Here is a 24,633-nt window from a genome sequence, read left to right on the forward strand (position 1 = left end):
GCCCACCTCAGTCGGCCGGTGCGGTCGTCAGCAGGGCCGAGAGCCCGCCCCAGGCCAGCTCGGTGAGCTGGTCGACGAGCTCGGCCGACGTGACGCTGCGCTCGGCGGACCACCAGTGCGCGGCCAGCTGGACCATGCCGACCACGCCGTAGGCCCAGGTGTGGGTGCCCTCGGGCCCGCGGCCCAGCGACGCCAACCGCTCGGCCATCACCCACGCCAGCGCCTCGGCCACCTCGCGCTCGGTCTGGGCCACGAGGTCGGCCCGACCGGCTCGACCGGCCTGCGCGTAGGCGAACCGGTAGAGCGCCGGCTCCTCCTCGATGATCGCCACGAACGCGGTCACCACGGCCCGCAGCCGCTCCCGGTCGGTGGCCCGGTCGATGGCCAGCTCGCCCAGCAGCCGGGGCAGCAGGATCTCGGTGCTGATCTGCTCGAGGACGGCGTCGACCAGTTCGTCCTTGTCGGTGAAGTACCGGTAGAGCACGGTCTTGCTGACCCCCGCCGTGCGGGCGACGTCGTCGACGGCCAGCTCGGGCCCCGTGCGGCGGACCGACTCGACGGCTGCGGTGACGAACTCGACGCGGCGGGTCCGACGGTGCTCGGTCCAGCGCGAGGAGCGTCCGTCGGAGCGGCCGGAGGGTGTCACGGCTCAGCAGTCTCCCAGGCAGCGCCGCGCGTCGGACAACGTGTCGGTCGGACTGCGCTGCGTGACCACCCGGCGAGTGCTGCGTACGAACGTACACATCGCCTGCTACGGTCCTCCCGTGAGCACCGCACCCCGGCGGCACGACCCCGACCGCCGCGACCGACTCGTCGACGTGACCATCGACGTCATCGCCGAGCACGGCCTGGCCGGGCTCACCGCCCGCCGGATCGCCACCGCGGCCGACGTCCCGCTCGGGTCGGTGACCTACCACTTCGACGGCCTCGGCGACCTCGTCCGCGAGGCCTTCGTCCGGCACTCCCGCACGATGGCCCGCGTCTTCGCCGCCCACTTCGCCGACGTCACCGACCGGGCGTCGATGCTGGAGGCGGCCACCGACTTCGTGCTGCAGGGCCACCGCGCCTCGCCGCGGGAGTGGGCGGTGGCCTACGAGCTCTACCTGGCCGCCCTCCGTCGACCCGCCCTGCGCGAGGTCACGGAGTCCTGGATGGGCAGCAGCCGGCAGACCCTGCAGCGCGTGCTGGCCCCCGACCTGGCCCGCGCGCTCGACGGCGTCATGGAGGGCCTGACCATGCACGCGATCCTCACCACCGCACCACCGACCCGCGAGGAGACCCGAGCCGTGCTCGCCCGCGTCCTGGAGGTCACCCCGTGACCACCGTGACCCCCACCCGTGAGCTGCGCCGCGCGCGCATCGCGGTGGCCACCTGCTTCGCCCTGAACGCCGTCTTCTACGCCAACCTCGTGCCACGGCTGCCCGAGCTGCGCGACGACCTGGGTCTGTCCAACGCCGCCCTGGGCACCGCCCTGGCGGCGGCGCCGCTGGGCGCCCTGGTGATGGGTCCGGCCGCCGCCGTCCTCATCGCGCGGCTCGGGTCGGGGCCGGTGGCCTCGCTCGGGCTGACCGGGCTCGGGGTGGGCGTGGCCGTGGCCGCGTCGGCACCCAACTGGGCGGTGCTGGCCCTGGCGCTCCTGCTGGTCGGGGCGCTGGACACCATCGTCGACGTCGCCCAGAACGCGCACGGCCTGCGGGTCCAGCGCGGCTACGGCCGCTCGATCCTCAACGCGCTGCACGGGCTGTGGAGCCTGGGCGCGGTGGCCGGCGGGGTGCTGGGGTCGGCCGTGGCCGGGCTGGGGGTGCCGCTGGGGCTGCACCTGTGGGTGTCGGCCGCGGTGTTCGGGCTGGTGGCCCTGCTCGTCCGGCGGTGGATGCTGCCCGGTCCCGACGCGCCGGAGGAGTCCACCGCGCCGGCGCCGGCCAGCGGCGCCCGCAGCCACCGGCGCTCGGCCGTCGGGGCGCTCGCCGTCCTCGGGGTGCTGGCCGCCGCCGGGGCCTTCGTCGAGGACTCCGCGGCGTCGTGGAGCGCGATCTGGCTGCGGGACGACCTGGCCGCCTCGGTGGTCACCGCCGGGCTGGGGTTCGTGGCCTTCCAGGTCGCGATGACCGCCGGCCGGCTGACCGGCGACCGGGTGGTCGACCGGTTCGGCCAGCGCCGGGTGGCCCGGGTCGGCGGCGCGGTCATCGCGGCCGGGTTCGTGCTGATGCTGTCCGCACCCACCGTGCCCACCACGCTGGTCGGCTACGCGCTGGCGGGGCTGGGGGTGGCCACCCTCGTGCCGGCCGTCTACGCCGCGGCCGACGCGCTGCCGGGGCTGGGCACCGGTGTCGGGCTGACCGTGGTCAACCTGCTGCTGCGGATCGGCTTCCTGGTGTCGCCCCCGCTCATCGGGCTGCTCTCCGACGTGGTCAGCCTCCGCGCCGGGTTGCTCACCGTCGTGGTCGCCGGCCTCGCCGTCCTGGTGCTGGGGCGTTCGCTGCGGGCCCGGGTGGCCTGACCGGTCAGCGCTCGGGCGCGGGGTCGGCGAGCGCGGCGACGACCCCGAGCAGCACCAGGCCCAGGGCCGGGGCGGCCACCACCCAGGGCGCCCGCTCCAGGTAGCCGGTGGTCTCGGCCAGCGCCCGCCCCCACTCCGGGGACTCCGCCCCCGCCCCGAGCCCGAGGAAGGACAGCCCCGCCAGCGCCAGCGACGCGTGCGGCACCCGGACCAGCGCGTGCCGCACGACCGGTGGGCCGACGACGGGCAGCAGGTGCCGCCGCAGCACGTGCCAGCGGCCGGCTCCCCCGGTCAGCGCGGCCACGTGGAAGCCCGACGCCCGGGCCTCGGCGGCCAGCGTGCGGGTGTGCACCGCCAGCGGGATCCACGCCACCAGGCTCACCGCCACGCAGGCCGACAGCAGCCCCGGCCCGGCGACGGCAGCGACCACGATGCCGGTGACCACGGCGGGCAGCGCGTTCAGGACGTCGGCCACCCCGGCCCGGTCACCGCAGCCCAGCAGGCCCACCGCCACCCCGACCACGAGGGCCAGAGCCGCCAGCAGCACCGCCAGGCCGACCGACACCAGCGCACCGTGCCCGAAGCGGGCCAGCACGTCGCGGCCCAGCGGGTCGGCGCCGAACGGGTGCGCCCACGACGGTGCGGCCAGCCGCTGGCCGACGTCCTGGGCGTCGGGGTCGCGCAGCAGCCCGGCCACCACGGCGACCACCAGCACGGTCGCGACGGCCAGGGCGGCCCGCTGCGGGCGCCGACCGGCCGCGGCGGTCTCCGGGGTGAACCCGCTGCCGGTCAGCGCCGGGCCCAGCAGCAGGCGGTGCGCGAGCACCCCGCCCCCGCCGACCAGCAGCCCGATGGCCACCAGCAGCACCACGGCCGCCTGCACGACCGGGACGTCCTGCGCCAGCGCGGCGCCGAGCGCGATGCCACCCAGACCCGGGATGTCGAACACCGCCTCGACCACGGCCGCGGCGCCGAGCGTGCCGACCAGCAGCAGGAGGACCTGCGGGACGACGACCCCCACCGCCCGCCGGCCCAGCGCCGCGGCCACGGTCGTACGGCGCACGCCGGCCGACCGCCACGTGCCCACCCACGACTCCCCCGCGGTGGCCGCCACCGCGCCGGCCAGCAGCCGGGCCAGCACGCCGGCGGCCGGGACGCCGAGGGCGAGCACCGGCAGCACGAGGTGCTCGGGCCCGGTGAAGCCGGTGGTGGGCAGCAGGCCCCAGCCGACCGCGAACACGGCCACCAGCAGGACGGCGAGCACGAACTCCGGCAGCGCGGACAACGCCCCGCCGACGGCAGCCCCGACCCCTCCGCCGCGCAGCCGGCCGTCGGCGGCCCGCAGCAACGCCGGGACGGTGAGCAGCCCGGCCAGCACCAGCGCGACCAGGCTCGCGGTGCCGGCCACGGTCAGCGAGATGCCCAGCGCCGGCAGCACCGTGTCGACGACCGGGGTGCGGGAGACCCACGACGTGCCCAGGTCGCCGGTGAGCAGGCGGCCGAGGAACCCCAGCGTGCCGGCCACCGGGTTCGTCGGCAGGTCCAGCTGGGTGCGGACGGCGTCGAGCGCAGCGGCGTCGGGTGCGCCCTCCTCCTCGCGGGCACGCAGCACCGACCGGGCGGGGTCCACCCCGGACAGCCAGGGCAGCGCCCCGACCAGCAGGGCGGTGCCGACCAGTGCGCCCAGGACGCCGGCCACCCGGGGCAGCCGGCGCAGGACGGCGGGCGCGGGCCGCCGGGCGGTCGGGGCGCCGAGGGCGACCGTCACCGACCCGCGGTGGTGGCGACCGTGACGACCTGCCGCTCGAACGGGTCCTCCCCCACGCCCTGCACGCCCTGGGTCACGCCGGTGCGGCTCTGCTCGTGCAGCACGGGCACGACCGCACCGGTGGACAGCACCTGGGCCTCGATGTCGGCGGCGGCCTGGCGGCGCTCGCGCGGGTCGGTCAGCGCGGCCGCCGCGGTGACGGCGGCGTCGACGTCCGGGTCGCACAGGCGGGCGAGGTTGTAGCCGCCGTCGCAGGTGTAGTCGGTCTGGAGGTAGCCGACCGGGTCACCGGTGTCCAGCAGGGTGAGCCGGCTGCCCAGGACGGCGTCGAACGCGCCGGCGAGCAGGTCGGGCTCGAGGGTGGCGTAGGTCTGCACGACGACCTCGACGGTGAACCCCGCCGCGCGCAGCTGCTCGGCCAGCACGGCGGCGGCCTCGGGCAGCTCGGGCCGGTCGTCGTAGGTGGCCAGCCGGATGCTCGCCCCCGCGGGGTCGGCCGCGGTGGGCAGGGTCGGGGTGCTGCGCGCCGCGGCGCCCAGGGTGTCGTCGGTGAGCAGACCCGGGGCGACGTCGGCCTGGCCCTCGAAGACGCCGTCGACGACCGGCTCGGCGTCGACCGCGGCCACGGCGGCGGCGCGCAGGCCCGCGTCGGCGAAGACCCCGCCGGCGGTGTTCAGCTGCAGCGCCGTCACCCGCGGCAGCGCCGTGGTGACCACCCGCTGGTCGTCGCCGAGGGTGGCCAGCGCGGCGATCGGCACCCCCTGCACCACGTCGACCTCGCCGGCGCGCAGGGACGACGTCCGGGCGTCGGCGTCGTCGACGAAGCGGACGTCGACGCCGTCGGCGGCCGGGGTGCCGCCCCAGTGGTCGGCCGCGGCGTCGAGGGTCGCGGACTGCGCGCCCTGCAGCTCGGTGATCTCGTACGGCCCGGTGCCGTGGCCCACCGGGTCCGGCGCGGTCGGGTCGGCGTAGGCGTCCGGGGACAGCACGACCAGCGACGGGGCGCCCAGCCGCTGCACCAGCAGCGGGTCGGCCTGGGCGGCCTGCAGCTGCACGGTGTCCTCGTCGACGGCGGTGGCCACCAGGCCGACGTCGCGCAGCACGCGCACGCCCGGGTCGGCGCCCGCGGCGGCGTTGAGCGACCCGGCGACGGCCTCGGCGTCCATCGGGGTGCCGTCGTGGAAGACGACGTCGTCGCGCAGCTCGACCAGCGCGGTGCGGTCGTCGGTGAACTCCCACGACTGCGCCAGCTGCGGCTCGGCGGCGCCGGAGTCGTCGAAGGTCACCAGCGTCTCGGCGGCGCCCATGCGGGTCAGCAGCAGGGCGTCGTCGGTCCAGGGCGACAGCGCGGCCACCGGGGGGAAGTTCAGCGCGACACGCAGGCGGTCGGACCCGCTCTCGGCGGTCCCCCCTCCGCCGGCGAAGCACCCGCCGGCGAACAGGACGGGGACGGCGAGCAGGGCGGTGCGGCGGTTCACGGGGCTCCTACGGGTTCGGGGGCTCGGGTGGTGGTGCGGACGGTGCGGCGGGTGAGCAGCCAGAGCCCGACCGCGGACGCGGCGGGCAGGGCGGCGAGGACGAGCCAGGGGACGGCGGCGGCCGGCTGCGGCACCGCGGCCAGGTCGAGCAGGGCGCCCACGCCGGTGCTGCCGACCAGCACGGCCAGACCTTCGGCGGAGGCGAGCACGCCGAAGTGGGCGCCCAGGCGGCGCTCGCCGGCCAGCCGGGGCACGAGGTCCTGGGCGACCGGGACGGCGACCATCTGGCCCAGGTACAGCAGCAGCGCGAACCCGACGGCCGGGGCCAGCGCCCAGGCACCCGACGGCGGCTCGAACGGCGCGAGGACGGCGACCAGCAGGAACGAGGAGCTCATGAGGGCGAACCCCAGCGGCAGCGCGCGGGTGGGGCCGGCGCGGCGGGCGCGGGCGGTGATCGGCAGCTGGAGCAGCAGCACGCTGACCGCGGCGGCGACGAACATCCAGCCCAGCGCGCCCTGGGACCCGGTGGCCCGGTCGAGCTCGACCGGCAGCGCCAGGTAGAGCTGGTTGTAGGACAGCAGGTAGGTGCAGTAGCAGGCGGTGAAGGCCAGGAAGCGGCGGTTGCGGAGCACCTGACCCCAGCCGGCGGTGACGGGTTCGACGTCCCCCGTGCCGGTGCGCAGGTCGCGCGGGAGGAGCAGCACGTGCGCGACGAGGACGACGCCGAACACCCCCGCCGCGATCGTGCAGGTGACCCAGAACGGCACCCCGAGAAGCAGGGCGCCCAGCACCGGGCCGGTGACCGACCCGAGCTTGGAGGCGACGGCGTCCAACCCGAACACCTCGGCCCGGGTGACCACCCCGGCCTCCTCGAGCCGGCGGCCCTGGTCGGCGAGCGCCGACTCGACGGCCGGGGAGAACAGCGCGGCCGCGAACCCGACCAGCACCACGCCGAGCAGCACGCCGGGCAGGCTCTCGACCACCGCCAGCACGCCGAACCCGGCGATCCGGATCGAGCAGCCGACCACCACGACGGGTTTGACCCCGAACCGGTCGGTGAGCCCACCGCCGAGGAAGAACATCCCCTGCTGGCTGAACGTGCGCACCCCCAGCACGAGCCCGACGACGCCACCGGCCAACGCCAGGTTCTCCGACAGGTGCACGGCCAGGAACGGCACGACCAGGTAGAACCCGATGTTGAAGGCCAGCTGGGAGGCCAGCAGCAACCGCGGGACCGCGGGCAGCCGGCGCAGCAGCACCCAGGGCGCCCAGCTCACGGCGCGACCGCCTCGAGCGTCGGGACGGCGTCGAGCAGCCCGGCGGTGACCGGGTGGGCGGGGGCCCCGAACACCTGCGGCACCGGCCCCTGCTCGACCACGCGCCCGGCCTCGAGCACCAGCACGCGGTCGCACAGGTGCTGCACCACGCCGAGGTCGTGGGAGACGACGAGGAGGGCCAGGCCCTCGGCGGCCGACACCTGCGCCAGCAGCTCCACGACCTGCAGCCGGACGACGACGTCCAGGGCGCTGACCGGTTCGTCGGCGAGCAGGACGTCGGGGCGCGGTGCGAGCGCGCGGGCGATAGCCAGCCGTTGCCGCTGCCCGCCGGAGAACTCGTGCGGCCACCGGGTGGCGGCGTCGGGCTCCAGGCCGACGGCGACCAGCAGCTCGGCGACCCGGGCGGTGTGGTCGCCGTGCACCCGCAGGCAGGCCAGCGGCTCGGCGACCGCCTGGCCCACCCGCATGCGCGGGTTGAACGAGCGGCCCGGGTCCTGCGGCACCGTCTGCACCCGACGGCGGAACCAGCGCAGCGAGCGCGCGGACCCCGGGCGCACGGGCCGGCCGTCGAGGGCGACCGTGCCGGCGTCGGGGGTGTCCAGCGCCAGGAGCAGCCGGGCCAGCGTCGACTTGCCCGAGCCCGACTCCCCCACGACGGCCACCCGCTCGCCCGCACCGAGCCGCAGCGACACGTCGTCCAGGGCCGTGACGTCCCGGTACCGCCTGGTCAGGCCCTCGGCCTGCAGCAGCGGGGTCACCGGGTGACCGCCAGCGCCCGGGAGGCGGCCACGACGTCGGCCAGCAGCGGGTCGGTCAGCACCTCGGCCACCGGTCCGTCGGCGACCAGCCGGCCGCCGGCCAGCACCAGCAGCCGGGTGCACAGCCGGGTGGCGACGGCGAGGTCGTGGGTGACCAGCAGCAACGCGGCGCGGTCGGGTCCGGTGACCCGGTCCAGCAGGTCGAGCACCCCGGCCTGCACGGTGGGGTCCAGCGCCGAGGTGGGTTCGTCGGCCACCAGGAGCCGGGGCGCACCGGCCAGGGCGAGGGCGATCGCCACCCGCTGCCGCTGCCCGCCGGACAGCTGGCTGGGGAAGCGCCGGTCGGTGCCGGCCAGCCCCACCTCGGCCAGCAGGGCGGCGGCCCGCTCGCGCGCCTGGCCGAACGGGACGCCCTGCGCCCGCAGCGGGAGGGCGACCTGGCGGCCGACCCGGCTCAGCGGGTCCAGCGCGGTGCCCGGGTCCTGGGCGACCAGCGCCGTCACCCGTCCGCGCAGCGGCCGCCAGGTGGCCGGCCCGGCACCGACGACCTCGGTGCCCTCGACGCGCACGCTGCCGGTGACCCGCAGCCCGGCCGGGGTCAGGCCCAGGAGCGCGCCGACCAGCTGGGACTTGCCCGCACCGGAGGAGCCGACCACGCCCACCCGCTCACCGGCGTCCACCTCGAACGAGATGCCGTCCACCAGCCGCCGTCCGGGCAGGGCGACGGACAGGTCGTGCACGCGCAGCACTCAGCCACTCCTCAGGACGGGGGATCACCCGACCCTAACTGCAAGTGGTTCGCATCAACGACTGCGCATGTGGTCATCCTGGGCGAGCTGGGTGGCGTAGAGGCAGATCGCCGCGGCCACCGAGAGGTTCAACGACTCGGCCCGCCCGCGCATGGGCACCCGCACCCGGTGGTCGGCCCGTGCGGCCAGGGCGGGGGCGAGGCCACGGGCCTCGTTGCCGAACAGCCACAGCACCCGGCCGCCCAGCAGACCCTCGGCACCGGCGGCGTCCAGGGCGACTTCACCGTCACCGGCAGCGGCCAGGACGGTCACCCCGGCGGCCCGGACGTCGTCCAGCAGCGGCTCGAGGGGCGCACTGCGGACGACGTCGACGTGGAAGAGGCTGCCGGCCGACGAGCGCACCACCTTGCCCTGGAACGGGTCGGCCGAGCCGGACCCGAAGACCACGGTGCGGGCGCCGCAGGCGTCGGCGGTGCGCAGCACGGTGCCGGCGTTGCCCGGGTCGTTCAGCTCGGCCAGCGCCACGGCCAGCTGCGGCGGGTCGGTGGCCAGGGTCGCCGCGGGGACGTCGCGCAGCGGGCAGACGGCGACCAGACCCTGCGGGGTGGCGGTCTCGCTCAGCCCGCCGGCGGCCTCGTCGGTGACCAACCGCACGGGCACCCCGGCGCCGGCCAGCAGCTCGTGGTGGGTGGCCGCGGCCGACCCGGTCACGAAGACCTCCTGGGCGACCCCGGCCGCCAGCGCCTCGACCACCGCCTGCCGGCCCTCGGCGAGGAACAGGCCCGCCGCGTCGCGCCCGGCCCGGCGGGTGAGCTTGCGGGCAGCGGCGACCCGCGCGTTGCGCGCGGTGAGGGCGTCGGTCATCTCGTCTCCTGGACATGCGACGACGCCGCCGTCGATGGGCGGGGGCCCACCGGCGACGGCGTCGTACGGGGTCGAACTACGCGGCTGCGACGCCGGTCTGGTTCGGGGCGGCGGCGACCGCGGCGCGCGCGGTCTCGACGAGCGCGGCGAAGGCGGCCGGCTCGTTGACGGCCAGCTCGGCCAGGACCTTGCGGTCCAGCTCGATGCCGGCCAGCTTCAGGCCCTGCATGAAGCGGTTGTAGGTCATGTCGTTCTGCCGGGCCGCGGCGTTGATGCGGGTGATCCACAGCTTGCGGAAGTCACCCTTGCGCACCTTGCGGTCGCGGTAGGCGTAGGTGGCCGAGTGGAGCAGCTGCTCCTTGGCCTTGCGGTACAGGCGCGAACGCTGACCCCGGTAGCCGCTGGCGGCCTCGAGGGTCGTCCGGCGCTTCTTCTGGGCGTTGACCGCCCGCTTCACGCGTGCCACGTGAGTACTCCTCTGTCGGTAAGGGTGTGGGCGCCGGTCAGAGACCGAGCAGCTTCTTCATCCGGGGGGCGTCGGCCGGGGACAGCACCTCGGTGCCCTTCACCCGGCGCTTGCGGGAGGAGGACTTCACCTCGAACTTGTGCTGGTTGTTGGTGTGCTCGCGGACGAGCTTCCCGCTGCCGGTCACGCGGATGCGCTTGGCCGTGCCCTTGTGGGTCTTGTTCTTCGGCATGTCCTGGTCCTCACTCGTGCGGTCTGGGTCGGCCCGTCAGGCCTGGTCGGCCTCGACGGGCGACGGGGGTGCGGGCTTCGGCGGCGACTGGGGGGCCAGCGGCCGCTCCTGCACCTCGGCGGCGGGCTCGGCCGAGTTCTCGGCGGCCTTGGCCTTCTTGCGCTCCACGATCTGGGCCTGCTGCGCCGCCTGGTTGCGGTGCGGCGCGATGACCATGACCATGTTGCGGCCGTCCTGCTTGGGGTTGGACTCCACGACGCCGAGGTCGGTGACGTCGCCCGCCAGGCGCTGCAGCAGCCGGTAGCCCATCTCGGGGCGGGACTGCTCGCGACCGCGGAACATCACCGTGATCTTGACCTTGTCGCCGCCCTTGAGGAAGCGGACGACGTGGCCCTTCTTGGTCTCGTAGTCGTGCGGGTCGATCTTCAGCCGCAGACGCATCTCCTTGATGACGGTCTGCGTCTGGTTGCGACGGGCCTCGCGCTCCTTCTGCGCGGCCTCGTACTTGAACTTCCCGTAGTCCATGAGCTTCACGACGGGCGGGCGCGCCATGGGGGCGACCTCGACGAGGTCGAGCTCGCTGTCCTGGGCCAGGCGCAGCGCCTCGCCGATCGAGACGATGCCGACCTGCTCGCCCTCGGGCCCCACGAGACGGACCTCGGGGACGCGGATGCGGTCGTTGATGCGTGGCTCGGTGATGGCCTCTCCTCTGCGTTCTGCGACGAGGAGTCAGCGTCCCGACCCGAAGAAGGGCCCTCGACCCGCTGGTGCGGGGAGGGCCAGGAGCCGGCGGACCGACCCCCGTACTTCAGGTGACCTGGGTGCCTGTGACGGCGTCAGGTGGGAGCGGGCTCCTCTTGGTCCGGCGGCCCGGGGCGGGGCTGCCGGTGGTGGTGCGCCTCATGTAGCGGGGTGAGACGCCCTTCAGACTACCCCGTCGGCGCGGCTGGCGGCCAGCAGGGTGCGCATGCCCTCGACGGCGCGGACGGCGCGCTCGCCGTCGGCGGCCTGGACGGCGAGGACGGAGAGCTCGTCGTCGTCGACGAGCAGCAGCGAGGCCCAGGGCGAGTTCTGGTCGAACCGGACCGCGCGGACGTGCGCCCACGGCAGCCGGTGGGTGCCCACGATGTTGCGCACCGTCACGCCCTCGGCGTCGGCGTCGACCCGGGCGCGGGACAGGTACAGCGTGGCCGCGGCCATGGCCAGGCCCAGGCCGCTGGTGGCCACCTGGTCCGAGGTCTGGAAGGCCACGACGCCGGTGGTGGAGGACTTCAGCAGGATCGACACGACCAGCATCACGCCGAAGATCACCGCCGCCATGAGGCCGCACATGATGCGCTGGCGGCGGGGTGTGGCGGACACGGTCGTGATCGCGGTCGAGGTCACCCCCGCAGTGTCCCACTGGCAGAGTGCGGGCGGTGACCAGCAGCGAGATCACCGGGACCGCCCAGCACGCGGCCTGGCAGGCCAGGGAACTGCCGCCGGTCGAGGAGGTCCGCCCGGGGTTGTGGTCCATCCCGGTGCCGATCCCGCACAACCCGCTGCGCTACGTGTCGGTGCACGCCTTCGCCCTCGAGGGCGGCGGTCTCGGCCTGGTCGACTGCGGGTGGGAGCACGAGGCGGGCTGGACGGCGCTCACCGACGGCCTGACCGGCATCGGCGCGGGCATCGCCGACGTCCGCGGGGTGCTCATCACCCACCTGCACTTCGACCACCTGGGGTTGGCCGGCCGCGTGCGCGAGGCCAGCGGGGCGTGGATCGCCATGCACCCGGCCGACGGCGACGTCGTCCGGCAGATGTCGGGCCGGGACGGCGCGGCCGCGGTGGCCACCCAGGTCGGGTTCCTGGTGGGCCTGGGGGCCGACCGGGAGACCGCGGTGTCCGACGTCGGTGACCCCGCGCGGTGGGAGTCCTTCCACCGCATGGCCACCCCCGACCGCGACCTGCTCGACGGCGACGTCGCCGACTTCCCCGGGTGGTCGCTGCGGGCGGTGCACACCCCCGGCCACACCGCCGGGCACCTGTGCTTCGACGAGGAGCGCACGGGGGTCTTCCTGTCCGGCGACCACGTGCTGCCCCGCATCAGCCCGAACATCTCCACCAACCCCGGCGGCGAGGCCGACCCGCTGCGCGACTACCTGGCCGCCCTGGCCGCCGTCGGGCAGCGGCCCGAGCCGGCCGAGGTGCTGCCGGCCCACGAGTGGCGGTTCACCGGGCTGACCGCCCGCACCGACGCGCTGCGGGCGCACCACGAGGGCCGGCTGGCCGAGCTGCTGACCGCCGTCCGCGAGCACCCGGGCAGCACGCCGTGGGACCTCGCGGGCCACCTGACCTGGTCGCGCCCGTGGTCGTCCTACGAGCGCGGCATGCGGGTCTTCGCCGTGACCGAGACCGACGCGCACCTGCGGCTGCTGGCCAGCCGCGGCGCCGTCGTGGGCACCGCGGGGCCGGTGCCGCGCTTCACCGCGGCGTGAGGTCGGCGGCGTGAGGTTCACCGACCTGGCCGCCCGGGTGATGGCCGCACCACCTCGGCTGGGGACGACCCGGCTGGTGCTCGTGGACGGCCCCGCCGGGTCGGGCAAGACGACGTTCGCCGGGCGGCTGGCCGCCGAGCTGGACGGCGCACCGGTGGTGCACCTGGACGACCTCTACGACGGCTGGACCCTCGACGGGGTCACCGAGCGGCTCGCCGCGTGGGTGCTGGACCCGCTGGGGCAGGGCCGGGACGCGGAGTTCGCCGCCTACGACTGGGCGACCGGCCGGTTCGCCGTCCCCACGACGGTGCCGGCCCGCGGCGCGCTGGTCGTCGAGGGCTGCGGCGCCGCCTCCCGGGCCGTGGACGACGCCGCCTCGCTGCGGATCTGGGTGGAGGCCCCGCCCGAGGTCTGCGCGCAGCGGTGGGCGGCCCGCGGTGGTGCGGCGATGACGGCGTTCCAGCCGGCCTGGGCCCGCGCCGAGGGGGTCGTCTTCGCCCGCGAGGGCACCCGGGACCGGGCGGACCTGCGGGTCGACGGTGCCCCCGCCGTCCCGCCGTCCCCGGGGTCCTTCGCGGTGCTCTGAGGTCAGGCGCAGGCGAGGATCGACTCGACCAGCTCGGCCCGGCGGTGGGCCGGGACCGGACGACCGCGGCCGGTGATGCGCTCCCACACCGCCCCGCCCAGGACGGCGGTGATCCACTGCTGGCGGGCGGCGCCGATCGGCTCGGCCCGGCGACGGGCGCGGGCCGCCACGGCGCACATCACCTCGCAGACGGCGTCGGTGACCGCGACCTCGACGCCGGCGCGCAGCAGCGGGTCCCGGCCGGCGGCCTCGGCGACGGCGGCCACGGCCAGCTCACCCCGGCCCAGCGGGCGGGACCAGTGCTCCAGGGCGGCCCCCAGGTCGCGGGCGGTGCTGCCGGTGTCGCCGCGGTCGACGACCACCGGCACGGTCGCGACGGCCTCGCCGACCAGGGCGGACAGCGAGGGCCAGGTGGCCCGCAGCCGGGTCACCGGCAGGCCGGCCCGGTCGGCGACGTCGTCCAGGGCCAGTCCGTGCCACCCCCGCTCGGCCAGCAGCTGCACGGCTGCGGCGAGGGCGGCGGCCGAGGCGGGGTCCGCGGCGGGCGCGGCGGGGAGGGTGGGCAGCGGAAGCGACATGGCCGGTCCTGGGGTCCCAGAGGGGTGAGGTTCCTCACCCATCGGCAGTCGGCTCCGCACCGGGCAGGACGTCGTCCCACCTGCACCACGTGTCCCTCGGGTCCCGGCCGGGCAGTGGGGTGTCGTGGACTCCCCCGCCCGGCACGGCCGCTACCCCTGGTCCCCGCTCCCGGAGCGCCCCCTGTACGACTGGCCCGGCGGGCGCCGGCTGGCGGTCTACGTCGGCCTGAACCTGGAGGTGTTCGACTTCGGCGACGGGCTCGGCGCCGAGCTGGCCCCCGGCGGCGGTGACCCCGACGTCCTCAACTACTCCTGGCGGGACTGGGGCAACCGGGTCGGCGCCTGGCGACTGCTGGAGACCCTCGACGCGCTCGGGCTGCCGACCTCGGTGATCGCCAACGGCCGGGTGCTCACCGAGTGCCCCGGCCTGGTCGAGGCCTTCCTGGCCCGCGGCGACGAACTGGTCGGGCACGGCCGCACCAACGCCGAGCGGCAGGCCGACCTCACCGAGGACGACGAGCGGGCCCTGGTCGCCGAGGCCACCGCCGCGCTGACCACGGCCGCCGGGCGTGCTCCCGCGGGGTGGCTGGGGCCGTGGATCTCGGAGAGCCGGGTGACCCCGGACCTGCTGGCCGAGGCCGGCTACGGGTACCTGCTGGACTGGGCGCACGACGACCAGCCGACCTGGCTGACCACCCGCGACGGCGGGCGGATCCTCTCGGTGCCCTACCCGCAGGAGCTCAACGACATCCCGGCCGTGGTGTCCCGCCAGGTGTCGGGCCAGGACTTCGCCGACATGGTCGTGGCCACCTTCGACGAGATGCTCGAGCAGTCCCGCTCGGCGCCGCTGGTCATGGGCATCGCCGTCCACCCCTACGTCGTCGGTCACCCGCACCGGCTGCGACCGCTGCGGGCGGCGCTGGCGCACGTCGCGGCGCACCGGGACGACGTCTGGCTCACCACGGCCGGCGCGATCGCCGAGCACGCCGCACCGGTGACTCCCTGACACATCCCCGGAACACGGACGCAGCACGATGGACGGCGTGACCGAGACCGTGCCCGAGCCCGCGCCCGAGCCCGTGGACGTCCTGCCCCTGGCCGGCTACACCGTGGCCGTCACCGCGGCCCGCCGGTCCGAGGAGCTGGCCGCGCTGCTGGACCGCCGCGGCGCCCGGGTCATCGCCGCGCCGGCCATCCGGATCGTGCCGCTGTCCGACGACGCCGAGCTGGTGGCCGCCACCCGCGAGGTGCTCCGCGCCCCGGTCGACCTGGTCGTGGCCACCACCGGCGTGGGCTTCCGCGGGTGGCTGGAGGCCGCCGACGCCTGGGACCTGCCGCTGGTCGAGCACCTCTCCGGCGCCCGGGTGCTGGCCCGGGGCCCCAAGGCCCGCGGCGCGATCCGCGGCGGCGGGCTGGTCGACGCGTGGTCACCGGCGTCCGAGAGCTCGGCCGAGGTGCTCGAGCACCTGCTGTCCGGCGCCGAGGGACCGCTGGAGGGCCGCCGGATCGCCGTCCAGCTGCACGGGGACCCGCTGCCCGACCTGGTGGCCGGTCTGCTCGCCGTCGGGGCCGACGTCCTGCAGGTGCCGGTCTACCGGTGGGTGCTGCCCGAGGACACCGCCCCGCTGCGCCGGCTGGTGCACACCATCGCCGCCCGGGCCGTCGACGCCGTCACCTTCACCTCCGCCCCCGCGGCCGCCTCGCTGCTGCAGGTGGCCGAGCAGGAGGGCGTGCTGGCCGGGGTGCTCGCCGGCTTGACCGACGGGGTGCTCGCCGTCGCCGTCGGCGCCGTGACGGCGGGTCCGCTGGAGGCCGCCGGCATCACCACCGCCCAGCCCGACCGGGCCCGGCTCGGGGCGCTGGCCCGCGAGGTGGTCGCCCGGCTGCCCGAGCGCGACGCCGTCCTCACCGCCGGCGGGCACCGCCTGCAGGTGCGCGGGCACGCCGTCGTCCTCGACGGCCGGCTGGTCGAGCTGGCGCCGGCGCCGATGACCGTGCTGAAGTCCCTGGCCCGCCGCCCGGGTGCGGTGGTCTCGCGGCCGGACCTGCTGGCCACCGTCTCCGGCGGGTCGGACGCGCACGCCGTCGAGATGGCCGTGACCCGCCTGCGGGCCGCGCTCGGCGCACCGGTCGTGGAGACCGTCGTCAAGCGCGGCTACCGCCTGGCCGTCTAGACCGCGACCTTTCCCGGGCGCAGGTACACGGCCCAGGTGACCGCGACGCAGACCAGGTAGAAGGCGATGAAGACCAGGTAGGCGCCGTCCCCGGTGCCCGTGGTGAGGAACGACTGCCGGAAGGCCAGGTTCACCAGCACGCCGCCGAAGGCCCCGACCGCGCCGGCGATGCCGATCACGGCACCGGACATGCGCAGTGCCCGACGATCAGCGGTCGCGGACTCCTCGCCTGCCGCGACGGCGTCCATGGCCTGCACCCGGAAGACCGCCGGGATCATCTTGTAGGTCGAGCCGTTGCCCAGGCCGCTGAGCACGAACAGCAGCACGAAGCCGACGACGAACAAGGGCAGCGAGCCGACCTGGCTGGCGACGAAGACCACCAGGGCGCCGACGGCCATGGCCACGAAGTTCCACAGCGTGATGCGGGCGCCGCCGAACCGGTCGGCGAGCTTGCCCCCGACCGGGCGGATCAGCGAGCCCAGCAGCGGGCCGAGCCAGGTCAGCGACGCCGCGGCCAGCGGGGTGGCGAACGAGCTGGCGAACTGGTTGGTGAGCACCTGGCCGAAGGCGAAGCTGAACCCGATGAACGAGCCGAACGTGCCGATGTACAGGAAGGACATCACCCAGGTGTGCCGCTCGCGGGCCGCGTCGCGCAGCGCCCGGGGCTGGTTGGCCAGCGTGGTCAGGTTGTCCATCACCAGGGCGGCGCCGACGGCGGCCAGCACGATGAAGGGCACGTAGACCAGCAGCACGACGCGCGGGTGCTCGGCCCCGACGGTGGCCAGCACGAGCAGCCCGACCAGCTGGATCACCGGCACCCCGAGGTTGCCGCCGCCGGCGTTGAGCCCGAGCGCCCAGCCCTTCTCCCGCTCGGGGTAGAAGGCGTTGATGTTGGTCATCGAGCTGGCGAAGTTTCCGCCGCCCACACCGGCCAGGCAGGCCACCAGCAGCAGCGTGGAGTAGGAGACGCCGGGCTCGAGCACCAGGGCGGTGGCCACGGTCGGCACCAGCAGCAGAGCCGCCGACACGATCGTCCAGTTGCGGCCGCCGAAGCGGGCGACGGCGAAGGTGTACGGCAGCCGCACGAACGCGCCCAGCGCCGTGGGCAGCGCGGTGAGCAGGAACTTCTGCGCGGCCACCTCGGGTGGCTCGCCGGTGAAGGTGCCGGCGGCCACGTAGGCCGGGCCGAGGAACAGCACCATCACCGACCACAGGCTCCAGATCGAGAAGCCGATGTGCTCGGAGAACACCGAGAACCACAGGTTCCGGCGGGCGATGCGCTTGCCGGTGGCGGCCCAGAACTGCGGGTCCTCGGGGCGCCAGTCGTCGATCCACCTCCCGCCCCGGCGGGTGCTGGTGGTGGGTGCGGTCTCGGTGGTCACGGCCATGCGGCGACCCTGCCGATCCCGGGTGACCCGACGGTTGCCCCTGCGGGCGAGCTGTGTTCCGTTCCCCGCACCGGGGCTGACCCGACGTGGTGAGGAATGCTGCGCGCGCGGGTCGCGACCCGCATGATCACCCCGTGACCTCTCCCGAACCGGGCCGTTCGCTGATCGAGTCGGGCTTCGGGATCGCCGGGTCCATGACCGGCTCGGCCGCCACCGTCGTCTACTCCCCCGCCGACGCCGCGCTGCAGCTGGACGACCGGTTCTCGGGGTGCCTGCGCGACCTGGCCGACGACCTCGGCGGCGGAGCGCTGCCGCAGCGCGAGGCGGCCCGGGCCGGGGCGGCGCTGGCCTTCGCCGTCGAGCACGGCGTCTCGCTGTCCCGGCGGGAACGCCACGTGCGCTCCGACGGCTTCTTCGCCGAGCGGGCCGGCGGCCGGGTGGCCGCGCGCGAGGTGGGCGAGGGCGTGCTGCTGGCCGCCCGCGCCGCGGCCGACGAGCGGCGGGTGCGGCACCTGGGCTACCTGCTGGCCGAGGTGGTCTTCTCCCCCGACGTCGACGCCGCCCTGGCCGAGCGGGCGCTGCTGGTGGCCCGCGACCTCACCTGGCGGCAGTGGGCGCTGCTGGCCGCGGTCGGCCGCCGCGAGCGCTCACCGCTGCCGCTGGTCCCGGTGCCGGTCGACCCGCGGGCCTGGTCGACCTGGGGCGCCCTCGAGGACCTGGTGGGGCTGCAGGAGGCCGGGCTGCTCGACCCGCCGGTCGCCGTCCCCCGGCCCGGCGGCGCCGCCCAGCCCCGGCTGCGCCCGGCCGACCTGCGGCTGACCCGACGCGGCGTGCTGCTGCACCGGCTGCTGGCCCTGGACTTCGTCCGCGCCGACGACGTCGACGCCGCCCTCTCCGCGCTCAGCTGACCCCGGCGACCCGGTCGAGGAAGGCGCCGAAGGGCGCGCCCATCGAGGCGCTGGAGTGGCCGGCGTCGCCCACCACCACGAGCTCGCCGGCCGGCCAGGCCCGGTGCAGCGCCCAGGCCGTGCCGAGCGGGCCGCTGACGTCGAACCGGCCGTGCACCATGATCCCCGGGATGCCGGCGAGCCGGTGGGCGTCGCGGAGCACCTGCCCGGGTTCGAGGAAGCAGCCGCGGGCCCAGTAGTGGGTGACCACCCGGCAGATGGCCAGCTGGTCGGTCGGCGCCATGACCGTGAAGCGGGGCCGGTGGTCCGGGGCGAGCGAGACGTGGGCGTCCTCCCAGGCGCACCACGCGGCCGCGGCGTCGGCGCGCACGCGGGGGTCGGGGTCGTGCAGCAGCCGGTCGTAGGCGGCGGGGAGGTCGGCGGCGTGGCCGACGTGCCCGGCGAAGGCCTCCCACTCGCGCGGGAAGACCCGGCCGACGTCGCGGGTGATCCAGTCGATCTCGCCCTGGTCACCGCTGGTGATCGCGACCAGGCACAGCTCGGTCACCCGCTCGGGGAACGTCTCCGCGTAGACCAGCGCCAGCGTCACGCCCCACGACCCGCCCCACACGAGCCACCGGTCGATGCCCAGGTGCTCGCGCAGCCGTTCGAGGTCGGCGACCAGGTGCTGGGTGGTGTTCGCCGAGAGGTCGACCTCGGGTTCGCCCGCGAACGGTGTGCTGCGGCCGCAGTTGCGCTGGTCGAACAGCACGATGCGGTAGCGCTCGGGGTCGAAGGAGCGGCGCATGCCGGGGCTGCTGCGACCACCCGGGCCGCCGTGCAGCACCACGGCGGGCTTGCCGTGGGGGTTGCCCGAGGTCTCCCAGTAGAGCCGGTGCCCGTCGCCGACGTCGAGCATCCCGCTGTCGTGCGGCTCGATCGCCGGGTACTGCGCAGCCATGCCCCCACCCTGCCACCCGTGGGCCGCGGTGTCAGACCTCGACGACGAGGTGGCCGTCCGCCTCGCGGACCGCGTAGACCGGCAGCGGGCCCGCGCCGGTCGTCGGGGTGCCGTCCCAGCGCCAGGCGTTGAGGTGCAGCGGGCACACCACCACGCGGGCGTCGCTCTGGCCGTCGGCGATGGGTCCGCCGGCGTGCGGGCAGACCGCGGCGACCGCGCGCAGCGAGCCGTCGCGCAGCCGGAAGACCGCCACCGACGTGTCGCCGGCGGTGAAAGCGCGGCCCTCCCCCACCGGCACCTCGTCGGCCCGGCCGACCACGTGGGCGGTCACGGTCGTCGTCATCGGACCGGCACCTGCGGAAGCACGGTCAGCGGCAGCGACGTGCGGAACTGCCCCGGCGACGCCGGCTCCGCCCGGTCGCGGGCCCACGGGTCGGTGTAGGCGTCGACCGAGCGCTGGATGCCCTCGTCGAGCGCGGCGCACAGACCCTCGCTGTCCTCCAGCAGCACCGCCTTCAGCCGGTCGAGGCCGAAGCGCGGCACGAAGTCGTAGGTGCGCTCGAGCCAGTTGCCGTTCTCCCGGTAGAGCTGCAGGAACCGGCCGGTCAGCTCCAGCACCTCGGCCGTGGTGGAGACGGTGGCCAGCAGGTCGCCCTTGCGCACCGAGGCACCGGCGGCGCCGCCGACGTAGACCTCCCACCGGCCCTTGCCGGTGGCCACGACACCGACGTCCTTGACGTAGGCCTCGGCGCAGTTCCGCGGGCAGCCGACCACGGCCATCTTGATCTTGGCCGGGCTCTCGACGCCCTGGAACCGGGTCTCCAGGTCGATGCCGAGCTGGGTGGAGTCGTCCAGGCCGAAGCGGCAGAAGTCGCTGCCCACGCAGGTCTTCACCGTGCGCATCGACTTGCCGTAGGCGTAGCCCGAGGGCATGTCGAGGTCGGCCCACACCTTCGGCAGGTCCTCCTTGCGGATGCCGAGCAGGTCGATCCGCTGGCCACCGGTGATCTTGACCATCGGCACGTCGTACTTCTCCGCGACGTCGGCGATCTTGCGCAGCTGGTCGGGGGTGGTGACCCCGCCCTTCATCTGCGGGACGACGGAGAACGTGCCGTCGCGCTGGATGTTGGCGTGCACCCGGTCGTTGACGAACGTGGCGTCGGGCTCGGTGACGTAGTCGCTGCCCCAGATCATCTTGAGCAGGCTGGCCAGCCCCATCTTCGACTTCGCGTCCTCCTCGCCGCCCCGGGCGAGGGTGGCGAAGACGGCGGAGACGCTGCGCAGGTCGTGCCGCTTGATCGCCGCGATCAGCTCGGGCTTGGGCATCGGCACACCCGGCACGTACCAGGACGCCGACTCCTCCTCGGTGAGGGCGCCGTCGGCGGCCCACTCGACGATCCGCTGCACCAGGCCCTTGCACGAGCCGCAGCCCTTGCCGGCGCGGGTGGCGTCCATGACCTTCGGCAGCGAGGTGCAGCCGTCGGCGACGGCACCGCAGATCCGGTCCTTGGTGACGCCGTTGCAGTTGCAGACCTGGGAGTCGCCGGGCAGCTCGGCCACGCCCACCTCGGCGTCGCCGTCGGAGAGGTCGACCAGCAGCTTGATCCGCTCGGCCGGCAGCGGCGTGCGCCGGTCGAAGGCCTGGGTCAGGAAGGCGACCTTGCGGGTGTCGCCGACCAGCGTGGCGCCGATGAGCTGGTCGTCGCGGACGACGACCGAGAGGTACACCCCCCGCTTGGGCTCGCTGATCACCAGGAACTCGTCGCTGTCCCGCTCGGGGGTGCTCACGCCCATGACCGCGACGTCGACCCCGGCCACCTTGAGCTTGGTCGCCGTCCGGGAGCCGGTGTAGGCGGCCTCGGGGTCGGCCCCGGTGAGCAGGTCGGCCAGCACGGTGGCGTGCTCCCAGGCGGGGGCGACCAAGCCGTAGACGGTGCCGCGGTGCTGCGCGCACTCACCGATCGCGTAGACGTCGGGGACGTCGGTGGCGAGGCGGTCGTCGACCAGGATCGCCCGCTCGACCTCGACCCCGGACCGGACGGCGACGTCGGTGTGCGGGCGCACCCCGGCGGCCACCACGAGCAGGTCGCAGTCCAGGGTGCGGCCGTCCTTGAGCACCACACCGGTGACCCGGTCGGTGCCCAGCACCTCGGTGGCCATCGCGTCGGTGTGCACGGCGATGCCGAGCTCCTCGACGCTGCGCCGCACCACCCCGCCGGCCTCGACGTCGAGCTGGGCGTTCATCAACCAGCCCATCGCGTGGACCAGCTCGACCTCCATGCCCTGGGCCTGGAGCGCACGGGCGGCCTCCAGCCCGAGCAGCCCGCCACCCATCACCACGGCCTTCCGGTGCGTGCGGGAGGCCGCCAGCATCTGCCGGGTCTCGTCGATGGTGCGGAACCCGACGACGCCGTCCAGGAGTGCGCCGTCGGCGGTGCGGACGCCGGTCATGGGCGGGATGAACGAGTGGCTGCCGGTGGCCAGCACCAGGTGGTCGTAGGCGGTGGCCGTGCCGTCGGCGGCGTGGACCACCTTGGCCGCGGTGTCGATGCGCTCGACCCGCACCCCGGCGCGCAGCTCGACGTCGCGCTCGGCGTACCAGTCGTGGCTGTTGAGCACGATGTCGGCCTCGTCGGCCTCCCCGGCCAGCACCGGGGACAGCATGATCCGGTTGTAGTTGCCGTGCGGTTCGTCGCCGAAGACGGTGATCCGGAAGTGCTCGCCGCCGTCCCGCTCGAGCACCTCCTCGACGAACCGTGCCCCGGCCATGCCGTTGCCGACCACGACGATCTGCGCGCGCGAGTCGGCCGCCTGCAGGACCGCGAACTCGCGCGTCGAGCCACCCAGGATCGCCGTCATCAGACCTCCACCAGGCCCAGGTCGACCACGAGCTCGCCGGTGATGCCCTCGGGGGCGGCGACGTGCAGGGTGACGACGCTGCCGCCGGGGAGGTCCTCGACCACCCGCAGCGGCACGTGCACGTCGCCCCTGGCCCCGATCGGGAACCAGCGCATCGGCTCGCCGTCGCGCACCAGCAGCACGTAGACCAGCTCGGGCGTGGAGTTGCCGCCGCGGAAGTACAGCGCCTGGGCACTCGCGCCGGCGGGCACGGTGTAGGTGAGCGCCGGGTCGACGGGGCCGGGCTTGGTGAGGCCCTCGCCGGTGATCGGGTAGACGCCCTGCAGGAACCTCGGGGTGCTCTTCACGGCTGCGGTTCTCCTCCGGGTGGGGGTGAGCGGGGTGCGGGGTGCGGTCTCGAGGACGAGGGGCACCGGTTGGGAGATCGGGGCGGGCACCTGCTCGACGGGTCCGCCGACGCGGGCGACGGCGACCGCGCAGGTCTTGAAGGCCGGCATGCGGCTGATCGGGTCGAGGGCGGCGTCGGTGAGCGCGTTGGCGCTGGACCCGCCGCCCCAGTGGAAGGGCGCGAAGACGACGTCCGGGCGGATGGCGTCGGTGACCGTGGCGGTGAACCGGGCCTTGCCGCGACGGGTGGTCAGCTCGACGACGTCGTCGTGCGCGATGCCGTGCTGGGCGGCGAGGTCGGGGTGCAGCTCGCAGCGCGGGGCCGGGGCCACGAGCTGCAGGCTGCGGGAGCGCCGGCTCTGGGTGCCCGACTGGTACTGGGCCATCACCCGGCCGGTGGTGAGCACGTAGGGGTGCTCGGCGTCCGGGGGCTCGTGCGCGCCGACGTGCTCGACGGCGACGAACCGGGCCCGACCGTCCGGGGTCGGGAAGCGGTCGAGGAACAGCCGCGGGGTGCCGGGGTGCGCAGGCGTCGGGCAGGGCCAGAACACGCCCTGCTCGGCGTCCACCCGGTCCCAGGTGATGCCTGCGTAGTCGGCCTTGCCGCCGGCGCTGGCCCGGCCGAGCTCGGCGAAGACGGTCTCGGGGTCGGCGCTGAAGTGCGCCCCGGCGCCGAGCCGGTCGGCCAGGTCGGCCATGAGCGCGAGGTCGTCGCGGGCCTCGCCGGGCGGGTCGAGTGACTTGCGTCGGCGGATGACCCGGCCCTCGAGGTTGGTCATGGTGCCGTCCTCCTCCGCCCACATGGCGCTGGGCAGGACGACGTCGGCGAGCTCCGCGGTCTCGGACAGGAAGAAGTCGCTGACCACGAGGAACTCGAGATCGCGCAGCCGCCGGACCACGCGGCGGGCGTCGGGGGCCGAGACCGCCACGTTGGAGGCGAGCACCAGGAGGGCGTGCACGTCGCGGCCCAGGGCGTCGAGCAGCTCGAAGGCGCTGCGACCGGGCTGCGGCAGGTCGGCGGGGTCGACGCCCCACACGGCGGCGACGTGCGCCCGCGCGGCGGGGTCGCCCAGCATCCGGTAGCCGGGCAGCTGGTCGGCCTTCTGCCCGTGCTCGCGGCCGCCCTGGCCGTTGCCCTGCCCGGTGACGGTGCCCCAGCCGCTGCCCGGGCGGCCGACCAGGCCGAGGGCCAGCGCCAGGTTGATCCACGCCTGCGCGGTGTCGGTGCCGTTGCGGTGCTGCTCGGCGCCGCGGGCGGTCAGCACGATCGCGTTCTCGGCCTGCGCGAGGGCGAGCACGGTCCGGCGCATCTGCGCCACCGGCACCCCCGTCAGCCGCTCGACCCGGTCGGGCCAGTACGCCTGCACCGAGGCCCGGACGGCGTCCCACCCGGTCGTGCGGGCGGCGACGTACTGCTCGTCGACCAGGCCATCGGCGACCGCGATGTGCAGCAGTCCGTTGGCCAGCGCAAGGTCGGTGCCGGGCAGGGCCTGCAGGTGCAGCTCGGCGGCGCGGGCGGTCGCCGTCCGGCGGGGGTCGACGACGAACAACCGGCCGCCCTTCTCCCGGGAGGCGTCCAGGTACTGCATCGCCGGCGGCATGGTGTCGGCCGGGTTGCTGCCCACCAGCAGCAGGACGTCGGCCCCGCCGACGTCGGCCAGCGGGAACGGCAGGCCGCGGTCCAGGCCGAACGCGCGGTTGGCCGCACCGGCCGCCGAGGACATGCAGAAGCGGCCGTTGTAGTCGATCTGCGAGGTGCGCAGCGCGACCCGGGCGAACTTGCCGAACTGGTAGGCCTGCTCGTTGGTCAGCCCACCGCCGCCGAAGCAGCCGACCGCGTCGCGGCCGTGTCCGGCCTGGGTGGCGTGGATGCCGGCGACCACGAGGTCGAGGGCGGCGTCCCAGCTGGTCTCCACGAACGGCGACGTGCGGTCGCCGGGGGTGCTGCGGACCAGCGGTCGGGTCAGCCGCTCGGGGTGGTCGAGCAGCTCGGGGGCCGACCAACCCTTGGAGCACAGGCCACCGCGGTTGGTCGGGAAGTCGGCCGGGACGAGGGTGGCCGGCCGGTCGCCGGCGGTCAGCGCGATGCCGCACTGCAGGGCGCAGTAGGGGCAGTGGGTCTGCGTCGTCCGGGTGCGGGGCGGCGCTGGGGTGGGCACGTGGGCGAGCCTGCAGACGGCCCGTGTCCGGTCCGCTGCGCCGACGTCAAGGTCGCGTTCCGTCGTCCTCACCGGCGGGCGGGGGCCA

The 24,633-nt window shown here is 75.5% G+C and carries 24 protein-coding genes; 7 read left to right on the forward strand and 17 right to left on the reverse strand.

Annotated elements, in window-relative coordinates; translation table 11 throughout:
- Positions 1–7: 7 nt before the first annotated feature.
- Entirely contained in the window at positions 8–646 is a 639-nt protein-coding gene (locus BLS67_RS21310) for a TetR family transcriptional regulator (protein WP_091249734.1), read from the reverse strand.
- Between the two features lie 118 nt (positions 647–764).
- Between BLS67_RS21310 and BLS67_RS21315 the strand changes: the two genes are divergently transcribed.
- Both BLS67_RS21315 and BLS67_RS21320 read left to right on the forward strand, forming a co-directional pair.
- Positions 765–1,319, forward strand: a complete 555-nt coding sequence (locus BLS67_RS21315; protein WP_207500789.1) for a TetR/AcrR family transcriptional regulator — start codon at positions 765–767, stop codon at positions 1,317–1,319.
- Positions 1,316–2,500, forward strand: a complete 1,185-nt coding sequence (locus BLS67_RS21320) for an MFS transporter (protein WP_091249737.1) — start codon at positions 1,316–1,318, stop codon at positions 2,498–2,500. Before BLS67_RS21315 ends, BLS67_RS21320 begins: the two co-directional genes overlap by 4 nt.
- A gap of 4 nt (positions 2,501–2,504) precedes the next feature.
- Here the strand turns inward: BLS67_RS21320 and BLS67_RS21325 are convergent, their stop codons facing one another.
- From BLS67_RS21325 to BLS67_RS21370, 10 genes are all read right to left on the reverse strand, one after another.
- A complete protein-coding gene (locus tag BLS67_RS21325) occupies positions 2,505–4,268 on the reverse strand; it encodes an ABC transporter permease subunit (RefSeq protein ID WP_207500790.1) in 1,764 nt (587 codons plus the stop codon).
- Positions 4,265–5,746, reverse strand: coding sequence for an ABC transporter substrate-binding protein (locus BLS67_RS21330; RefSeq protein ID WP_091249740.1), 1,482 nt, complete (start codon positions 5,744–5,746; stop codon positions 4,265–4,267). Before BLS67_RS21330 ends, BLS67_RS21325 begins: the two co-directional genes overlap by 4 nt.
- Positions 5,743–7,023 (reverse strand): MFS transporter, encoded by a 1,281-nt coding sequence (locus BLS67_RS21335; protein ID WP_207500791.1) that lies wholly within the window; start codon positions 7,021–7,023, stop codon positions 5,743–5,745. The genes BLS67_RS21330 and BLS67_RS21335 overlap by 4 nt, the downstream gene beginning before the upstream one ends.
- Positions 7,020–7,781, reverse strand: coding sequence for an ABC transporter ATP-binding protein (locus BLS67_RS24230; protein WP_207500792.1), 762 nt, complete (start codon positions 7,779–7,781; stop codon positions 7,020–7,022). Before BLS67_RS24230 ends, BLS67_RS21335 begins: the two co-directional genes overlap by 4 nt.
- On the reverse strand, positions 7,778–8,530 hold the full coding sequence (locus BLS67_RS21345) for an ATP-binding cassette domain-containing protein (protein ID WP_091249748.1): 753 nt from the start codon (positions 8,528–8,530) through the stop codon (positions 7,778–7,780). The genes BLS67_RS24230 and BLS67_RS21345 overlap by 4 nt, the downstream gene beginning before the upstream one ends.
- A 54-nt stretch (positions 8,531–8,584) precedes the next feature.
- Complete coding sequence (locus tag BLS67_RS21350; protein WP_091249751.1) at positions 8,585–9,394, reverse strand: TrmH family RNA methyltransferase; 810 nt, start codon at positions 9,392–9,394, stop codon at positions 8,585–8,587.
- Positions 9,395–9,470: 76 nt separating this feature from the next.
- A complete protein-coding gene (rplT, locus tag BLS67_RS21355) occupies positions 9,471–9,860 on the reverse strand; it encodes a 50S ribosomal protein L20 (protein WP_055757838.1) in 390 nt (129 codons plus the stop codon).
- A gap of 37 nt (positions 9,861–9,897) precedes the next feature.
- Positions 9,898–10,092: a 50S ribosomal protein L35 gene (gene rpmI / locus BLS67_RS21360; protein ID WP_091249756.1), complete on the reverse strand. Its 195-nt coding sequence runs from the start codon at positions 10,090–10,092 to the stop codon at positions 9,898–9,900.
- Between the two features lie 36 nt (positions 10,093–10,128).
- The gene (gene infC / locus BLS67_RS21365; protein ID WP_165617687.1) at positions 10,129–10,791 is read right to left on the reverse strand and encodes a translation initiation factor IF-3; all 663 of its coding nucleotides are present in this window, start codon (positions 10,789–10,791) and stop codon (positions 10,129–10,131) included.
- 225 nt (positions 10,792–11,016) lie between these two features.
- Positions 11,017–11,478: a PH domain-containing protein gene (locus BLS67_RS21370; protein WP_242654259.1), complete on the reverse strand. Its 462-nt coding sequence runs from the start codon at positions 11,476–11,478 to the stop codon at positions 11,017–11,019.
- Between the two features lie 32 nt (positions 11,479–11,510).
- Between BLS67_RS21370 and BLS67_RS21375 the strand changes: the two genes are divergently transcribed.
- Positions 11,511–12,566, forward strand: a complete 1,056-nt coding sequence (locus BLS67_RS21375; protein ID WP_091249758.1) for an MBL fold metallo-hydrolase — start codon at positions 11,511–11,513, stop codon at positions 12,564–12,566.
- A gap of 10 nt (positions 12,567–12,576) precedes the next feature.
- Positions 12,577–13,152, forward strand: a complete 576-nt coding sequence (locus BLS67_RS21380) for a uridine kinase family protein (protein ID WP_207500793.1) — start codon at positions 12,577–12,579, stop codon at positions 13,150–13,152.
- Positions 13,153–13,154: 2 nt separating this feature from the next.
- On the opposite strand, the gene BLS67_RS21385 is transcribed toward BLS67_RS21380, so the two are convergent.
- On the reverse strand, positions 13,155–13,730 hold the full coding sequence (locus BLS67_RS21385; RefSeq protein ID WP_165617684.1) for a TetR family transcriptional regulator: 576 nt from the start codon (positions 13,728–13,730) through the stop codon (positions 13,155–13,157).
- A gap of 124 nt (positions 13,731–13,854) precedes the next feature.
- Here BLS67_RS21385 and BLS67_RS21390 point away from each other — a divergent pair, with 124 nt between their 5' ends.
- Both BLS67_RS21390 and BLS67_RS21395 read left to right on the forward strand, forming a co-directional pair.
- Positions 13,855–14,736 (forward strand): polysaccharide deacetylase family protein, encoded by an 882-nt coding sequence (locus BLS67_RS21390; protein WP_091249764.1) that lies wholly within the window; start codon positions 13,855–13,857, stop codon positions 14,734–14,736.
- 37 nt (positions 14,737–14,773) lie between these two features.
- The gene (locus BLS67_RS21395; protein ID WP_242654260.1) at positions 14,774–15,904 is read left to right on the forward strand and encodes a uroporphyrinogen-III synthase; all 1,131 of its coding nucleotides are present in this window, start codon (positions 14,774–14,776) and stop codon (positions 15,902–15,904) included.
- On the opposite strand, the gene BLS67_RS21400 is transcribed toward BLS67_RS21395, so the two are convergent.
- Positions 15,901–17,292: a nitrate/nitrite transporter gene (locus BLS67_RS21400; RefSeq protein ID WP_091249771.1), complete on the reverse strand. Its 1,392-nt coding sequence runs from the start codon at positions 17,290–17,292 to the stop codon at positions 15,901–15,903. The two genes, BLS67_RS21395 and BLS67_RS21400, sit on opposite strands and share 4 nt — an antisense overlap.
- Positions 17,293–17,426: 134 nt before the next feature.
- Here BLS67_RS21400 and BLS67_RS21405 point away from each other — a divergent pair, with 134 nt between their 5' ends.
- Positions 17,427–18,200: a hypothetical protein gene (locus tag BLS67_RS21405; protein WP_091249774.1), complete on the forward strand. Its 774-nt coding sequence runs from the start codon at positions 17,427–17,429 to the stop codon at positions 18,198–18,200.
- On the opposite strand, the gene pip is transcribed toward BLS67_RS21405, so the two are convergent.
- From pip to BLS67_RS21425, 4 genes are read right to left on the reverse strand one after another with little or no spacing between them, the layout of a single operon-like run.
- Positions 18,193–19,140: a prolyl aminopeptidase gene (gene pip, locus BLS67_RS21410; RefSeq protein WP_091249777.1), complete on the reverse strand. Its 948-nt coding sequence runs from the start codon at positions 19,138–19,140 to the stop codon at positions 18,193–18,195. The genes BLS67_RS21405 and pip overlap by 8 nt on opposite strands.
- Positions 19,141–19,171: 31 nt before the next feature.
- The gene (locus tag BLS67_RS21415) at positions 19,172–19,483 is read right to left on the reverse strand and encodes a Rieske (2Fe-2S) protein (RefSeq protein WP_091249780.1); all 312 of its coding nucleotides are present in this window, start codon (positions 19,481–19,483) and stop codon (positions 19,172–19,174) included.
- Positions 19,480–21,999: a nitrite reductase large subunit NirB gene (gene nirB / locus BLS67_RS21420; RefSeq protein WP_091249784.1), complete on the reverse strand. Its 2,520-nt coding sequence runs from the start codon at positions 21,997–21,999 to the stop codon at positions 19,480–19,482. The genes BLS67_RS21415 and nirB overlap by 4 nt, the downstream gene beginning before the upstream one ends.
- Positions 21,999–24,545 (reverse strand): molybdopterin oxidoreductase family protein, encoded by a 2,547-nt coding sequence (locus tag BLS67_RS21425; protein WP_242654261.1) that lies wholly within the window; start codon positions 24,543–24,545, stop codon positions 21,999–22,001. The genes nirB and BLS67_RS21425 overlap by 1 nt, the downstream gene beginning before the upstream one ends.
- Between the last annotated feature and the right edge of the window lie 88 nt (positions 24,546–24,633).

Origin of the sequence: Klenkia soli (assembly GCF_900103975.1) — a bacterium.
Classification (GTDB): Bacteria; Actinomycetota; Actinomycetes; order Mycobacteriales; family Geodermatophilaceae; genus Klenkia; species Klenkia soli.

Bases quoted from the DNA above. Each gene is read 5' to 3' on its own strand.
- BLS67_RS21350 (WP_091249751.1), bottom strand. From the start codon at position 9,394: ATGACCGACGCCCTCACCGCGCGCAACGCGCGGGTCGCCGCTGCCCGC.
- rpmI (WP_091249756.1), bottom strand. From the start codon at position 10,092: ATGCCGAAGAACAAGACCCACAAGGGCACGGCCAAGCGCATCCGCGTG.
- BLS67_RS21385 (WP_165617684.1), bottom strand. From the start codon at position 13,730: ATGTCGCTTCCGCTGCCCACCCTCCCCGCCGCGCCCGCCGCGGACCCC.
- BLS67_RS21400 (WP_091249771.1), bottom strand. From the start codon at position 17,292: ATGGCCGTGACCACCGAGACCGCACCCACCACCAGCACCCGCCGGGGC.
- pip (WP_091249777.1), bottom strand. From the start codon at position 19,140: ATGGCTGCGCAGTACCCGGCGATCGAGCCGCACGACAGCGGGATGCTC.
- BLS67_RS21415 (WP_091249780.1), bottom strand. From the start codon at position 19,483: ATGACGACGACCGTGACCGCCCACGTGGTCGGCCGGGCCGACGAGGTG.
- nirB (WP_091249784.1), bottom strand. From the start codon at position 21,999: ATGACGGCGATCCTGGGTGGCTCGACGCGCGAGTTCGCGGTCCTGCAG.